This is a genomic window from Candidatus Thermoplasmatota archaeon (assembly GCA_034660695.1).
Taxonomy (GTDB): domain Archaea; phylum Thermoplasmatota; class E2; order UBA202; family DSCA01; genus JAYEJS01.
In genome coordinates this window covers 1-5,374 of record JAYEJS010000153.1, presented here as the reverse complement: position 1 = coordinate 5,374, position 5,374 = coordinate 1, and the positions used below count along the sequence as shown (strand labels likewise).

General features: G+C 37.3%; 8 protein-coding genes. 5 read left to right on the top strand and 3 right to left on the bottom strand.

The window, feature by feature from the left end; translation table 11 throughout:
• The 5 genes from U9O96_08170 to U9O96_08150 form a co-directional block, all read left to right on the top strand.
• Positions 1 to 1,669, top strand: a 1,669-nt coding sequence (locus U9O96_08170; protein ID MEA2055059.1) for a dockerin type I domain-containing protein, incomplete at its 5' end; no start/stop codon positions are given.
• 216 nt (positions 1,670 to 1,885) lie between these two features.
• Positions 1,886 to 2,254, top strand: a complete 369-nt coding sequence (locus U9O96_08165; GenBank protein MEA2055058.1) for a DUF86 domain-containing protein — start codon at positions 1,886 to 1,888, stop codon at positions 2,252 to 2,254.
• A complete protein-coding gene (locus tag U9O96_08160; GenBank protein MEA2055057.1) occupies positions 2,239 to 2,634 on the top strand; it encodes a nucleotidyltransferase domain-containing protein in 396 nt (131 codons plus the stop codon). The genes U9O96_08165 and U9O96_08160 overlap by 16 nt, the downstream gene beginning before the upstream one ends.
• Before the next feature lie 107 nt (positions 2,635 to 2,741).
• Positions 2,742 to 3,128, top strand: coding sequence for a nucleotidyltransferase domain-containing protein (locus tag U9O96_08155; GenBank protein ID MEA2055056.1), 387 nt, complete (start codon positions 2,742 to 2,744; stop codon positions 3,126 to 3,128).
• Entirely contained in the window at positions 3,125 to 3,544 is a 420-nt protein-coding gene (locus U9O96_08150; protein ID MEA2055055.1) for a DUF86 domain-containing protein, read from the top strand. Before U9O96_08155 ends, U9O96_08150 begins: the two co-directional genes overlap by 4 nt.
• A gap of 642 nt (positions 3,545 to 4,186) precedes the next feature.
• Here the strand turns inward: U9O96_08150 and U9O96_08145 are convergent.
• From U9O96_08145 to U9O96_08135, 3 genes are read right to left on the bottom strand one after another with little or no spacing between them, the layout of a single operon-like run.
• Complete coding sequence (locus U9O96_08145; protein ID MEA2055054.1) at positions 4,187 to 4,612, bottom strand: hypothetical protein; 426 nt, start codon at positions 4,610 to 4,612, stop codon at positions 4,187 to 4,189.
• Between the two features lie 41 nt (positions 4,613 to 4,653).
• Positions 4,654 to 4,893: a DUF5678 domain-containing protein gene (locus U9O96_08140; protein ID MEA2055053.1), complete on the bottom strand. Its 240-nt coding sequence runs from the start codon at positions 4,891 to 4,893 to the stop codon at positions 4,654 to 4,656.
• A gap of 55 nt (positions 4,894 to 4,948) precedes the next feature.
• Positions 4,949 to 5,128, bottom strand: coding sequence for a hypothetical protein (locus U9O96_08135; protein MEA2055052.1), 180 nt, complete (start codon positions 5,126 to 5,128; stop codon positions 4,949 to 4,951).
• Between the last annotated feature and the right edge of the window lie 246 nt (positions 5,129 to 5,374).

Here is a 5,374-nt window from a genome sequence, read left to right as displayed (position 1 = left end):
TGATGCAATACTTCATTGGGACAGCAACGGCAATAACATTAACGATGCAACCAGCCATGCATATGCAAATTTAACTGTTGTATCATCTCCTGTTTTATCAATAGAAAAAGCAGACAGTGATGATCCAATACAGGCAGGAGAAGAGCTGGTTTATTATTTGTGGATAAACAATACTGGAGATGCAAATGCTACCAATGTTATTGTAGTGGAAACATATGACATAAATACCACATTTTCGTATGCAGTTCCGTCCCCCACTTATGGTAATAATACATGGGTAATTTCAAGAATAAATGCAGGTGAAAGCAAAACTATTGCTATCCATGTAAATATTCCTCCTCTCCCTAATGGCACTATATTGTGCAACTATGCCAATGTCACATGCGATGAAGGATCAAGTGATGAGACAACTGAATTAACGAATGTGACATCGCTGCCTGCCCTGGAAATAGAGAAAGCAGCTTTTCCCAGCATTGTTGAGAGCGGTGGCAAGATTATGTACAAAATATGGGTGAATAACACGGGCACTGCCCCTGCAACAAACGTTGTACTCAGGGAATTGTATGATGATAATGTTTCCTTCAATTATTCATACCCGCCGCCTGATGACATGGCAAACAAAATGTGGGTATTCGATGTGGTGGAGGTGGGCATTCCCGAAGTAATAACCATTTTTGTGGATGTTTCTCATTCTGTTGAGGACGGAAATATTCTGCATAACTTCGTAAATGTTACCTGCAACGAGGGGATGTACGACCAGGCGTGGGCAAATGTTACAGTTCAATCTGCTCCTCCGATTACCGTAAAGCAATTTCACGGTTTTGTATATAACATTACTTTATTTGCCGGAGACGGTGGCTATATTTTGCATTACATTACAGATGAGACAACCATAACCCTTGTCGCCACCGACATGCCTTTGGGTGGCCAATCGGGTATAAATCATACTTATTACCGCATATTCAAATGGAACTATTCGACCAGTAAGTGGAATATTTTATTAAACTGGGAGGAATACGGAGTTTGGAATGCATATCCACCATTTTATCCCATCGATTTGGCAGAACTGGGAATTGAATATGGATATCCGCCATGCGGAAAATATGAGATAGAATTTTACAGCGTCGATAAAGAAGGAAATAGAGAGGGAATGAAATGGAATGATGTCTTTGTTGATTGCGACGTTCCACAATCATACGTCATGCCTTTGCCATACAAAATTTATGGTGATATGTTTGAGGTAAATGTAAACGCAAGCGATGACGGCGGTGTAAAAGAGGTTAGATTGTATTATAGATATAGTGAGGATAACGAAACATGGGGTGATTGGAGTATGTATGGAAGCAAAACAGACGACTATACATGGACATTTATTCCATCTGAAGGCATGGGTTACTACCAGTTTTACTCTGTTGCGGAAGATTATGTAGGGCATATGGAGGCTTTGCCGGATGAAACTATCATTCCTGATGCCATATGCAAGTTTATTCGTTTCCCGTGGGATGTAAATGGTGATGGATATGTTGATATATTCGATATTGTGATTGTTGCACAGCATTGGATGGAAAACTCGAGCAGCCCTCACTGGTGCGAAGATGCAGATGTGAACGGTGATGGAGAAGTAAATATGGCTGACGTAATTATGATAGCAGATCACTGGACAGGTTAAAATGAGAAATTGATTGACTTAAGCGATTCAATTGAAAAAATCATTCATCAGTAAATCTGTATGTGCCAGATAAGACCAGCCAAACATTCACTATGAAATCGTTGCATTTCGTTTTTTCATAGAAAAACTTATAGAGGAACTCTTGTTATAATAAAAAATAAAAGGACGAAAATGAAGCAGAGCATTAAAAGTAGGATAAGGGAAAAAGTTGAAACCTTGGTTGATAGAATAGAATTCATCGAAAAGTATCTATCTGAAAAAATTTTGGAAGATAGAGTGCTGCGGAAAGCTGTTTATAAAGAATTTCAAGAAGCTGTTGAAGTCATGTCTGATATCTGTGCATTGGCTAGGAGAGGATTAAACTCCTCAGCGAGAGATGATTACAGCAACATCAATTTTCTAGTGGAAAAGGGAATTTTGGAAAAAGAAATGGGCAAGAAATTGAAAGAGGCAAATGGATTAAGAAATAGACTGATTCATGAATATGATGGTGTAAATGATAAAATGGCTTATCAATCAATGAAAGAATTGGTTGATTACTTAAAAAATTTTTCAGTGGTGATTTTAGAATGGATAAGAAAATAAAAAAAAATATGCTAAATGCTTTAAAGGATATTGTGCAATATGCTAAAGGAATAATGGTTTATGGTTCTTTTGCTAAAGGGTATGCAGATAAACAGTCAGATATCGATATATGTGTGATAAAGAAAGAGGGCATTAATTTAAAAAATTTGTATGATAAGATATTGCAAATTTCCTCAAATAAGAGATATGATATAGTGATATTTGACGAGATACCATGGTACCTGAGGGGAGAAATACTTGAAAGTGGCAAAGTCATTTATGCGCAGGATGATGATGAACTGGATTTCTGGTTGTACAAGCAGTTAAAGATTTGGGAAGACATGAAAAAGAGGCAAAAGTTAGTATCGCCAGACGATTTAGTCAATAGATTGAAAACATAGAGGAAATCAAGAACAGCTTACATGAAATGTTCACTTTTCATCATTTTTTTCTTTTCAGTGCTGTCAAAAAACCATCAAATTTTTATCCCTGCATTGCTTTTATGTGTATGGAACCGATTGGATCAATGAAGCGGTTGTTTGGACAACACTCCGAGATATTGTTTGCTTATTTATACGGTTCTGTAGCCAGGGAGGAGAATTATAAGGGAAGTGATGTGGATATTGCTATTTTTGTGAAGGAAGATTTTACCCCCTGTGGGTTTTATGAAGTAAATATAGCCGAGGAAATAGAAAGAACGGGTTTGAAAAACGTGGAAGTGGTTATTTTAAATGGGAAATCGCTGAGGTTTTTAAACCAGGTTTTAAGGTATGGTAAACTCATTTTTTCCAGAGATGAGCAAGCGAGGGTTTCGTTTGAGACCAAGGTAACCAAGAGGTATATAGACTTTAAACCGTATTATGAGGAATACGATAAAATGAGGATGAGCACATGATAGATAAGGATTTGATGGAGGCAAAACTCGACATAATTGAAAGAGACCTTAGGTTCGTAAAAGAGAACTACAAGGGGATAAAGCCAGAAGAGGTGGAGAAAGACTTCAAGGGGTACCAGGCTCTCAAGTTCTCTCTTTTCGAGATAATTGAAGCCTGCCTGGATATAGCAAATCACATCATTGCTGCCAAGAGGCTGGAGCGGATAGAAACGTATTCAGAAATGTTCACTTCTCTTGGGAAAAACGGCATAATTTCCACCGAGCTTGCTGAAGAACTTTCCAAAATGGCGAGGTTTAGAAACTTGCTGGTCCATAGGTATGCTGCGGTGGATGTAGAGCGGGTGATGGAGATTGTGAATGAGCATCTAGTGGATGTGGCAGAGTACATGATGGAAATAAAAAAGTGGATGGGCTGAGATATGCCGATGGAGAAAGTCTGAAAACAGAAGGAAATTAAAGGTGAACGACGGTGAGAGTCATCACGTTTTCTGCTCTTTCTCAATTATATTTATCTCTCATTCCTGATATTTTCTTCCAAGGTATATTAGGATATTTTTCTTTGAATCTTTGTGGTAATCTCCGAATTTTGGGTAAGGGTGGGTTATAGGCTATTTCTATTGCACACAGCATAAGAATTCATTTAAAACTTTTGTTTTGATTTGCTGGGATGGCAGGCTTTGAGGGCAGAATTGGTGATGTCGATGTGTGGGAACAGCGAAATGGCATCCCTTACTTCGGAAGGGGGAAAGGGCTGTATTATGCAATGCCGATGCCCTAATTTTTTTGTTAGCAGAACTGGGTGTTTTGGGAAATTTTGTTTCAGGCATGAACGCTGAAATGCGGAAATTGAAATGATGCCTTTATTACGTCATTCTCTTTTGTTAGCAAAAGTTTCAGAGGGTTTACGTGCAGTACCTATCTATAAGGGAAGAATAGCATGTCAATGCATGTGCTTGTGAACTGCCCGTCATAATGCAGGTCGTAGAGATGAAGGATGGATAAATATCAATAGACCAATATCGGCAAAATAAATGGACGGGATTGATTGAACAATCACTTCAATCTTTCTCCAAATAAGCAATATTTTTTGAGGGGTTGAAATATAGTCCGAGATTGTGGTGTTGGAGAAAATCCACTCCAATTATATTAGGTATACCACGAGATTGTTTTATACCTATTTTATCTCCCCTAAAAGGCAATAAAACATATACAGTTGGAGAATTAAGAGATATAATCTCTTTCCCACATTTAAATTTGAATTCTACAGGCGTTCTGAGTACATGACCTTTATGTTTAGCTCCGCCAAGAAGTATAGGCTTGAAATCGTCTTTATCTATAAGGTGTTTTAGTGATAATCCAATTTTTTCTAATTCCACCGAACAGATATTAGTATTTGGACTGCCAGTATCAATAAAGGTAGACATTGGAACGAATTTTCTATGTTGTTTTGGAAATTTGCACAGAAAATTTGCAAATGGTTTCAATTCCCCACCGAATTCTTTTACGGCTAATTCTATTCTCGTTTTTATAAAACAAGAATGAAATCTTCGGAAGGAATAAACTCAATTACAATTCTTTCTAACTCTTCATTTCTCTCCCTTAACCGCTTTATCAACTTATCTGAATTTTTGTTAGCATCGATGATATTTTTATCTTTGACGGCGATATACTTCTCTGTATATTCCTTTTTAATTTGTTCATAGTTTTCCGATATCCACCGATTGTCTTTTTCGTAATCTTCTAGAACCTGCATCTCTTCTTCCATACTGACCAGTACTTAATAGATGTTTTGTTTAAAAAATTGTTTGGTGGGAAGTATCTTATAGCTCATTCCAATCAACAAATTCCCTATTTTTTATCTCTTCTTTTGCCTTTTTATAGGATTCCATGAGCTCTTTATCATGCATGAGTTCGAGAGATTCAACTATGGCATCAAGTTCTTCCCTTACACGCATCAAATCCTCAAACGCTTCTCGATTTATGCTAATGGTTTGTTTCATCTCATTCACTTTTTATCTAAGTCGATTGTTATCCACGAAAATAAGTTGTGCTAACAGACTGCGTATGCAAAAAATCTTTTTTGGCTTATTCATACCCTCCGCAAATTATATTCCCTGCAGAATATATCCCTATGAGTGAGAACATGGATAATATATGCTGAATGACACTGAAAAATCCTCAAACCACGTTACAAGAGTTTCGCGTATGCATCCTATTCATCCAAATCTACGGATTGTCTAACTAGT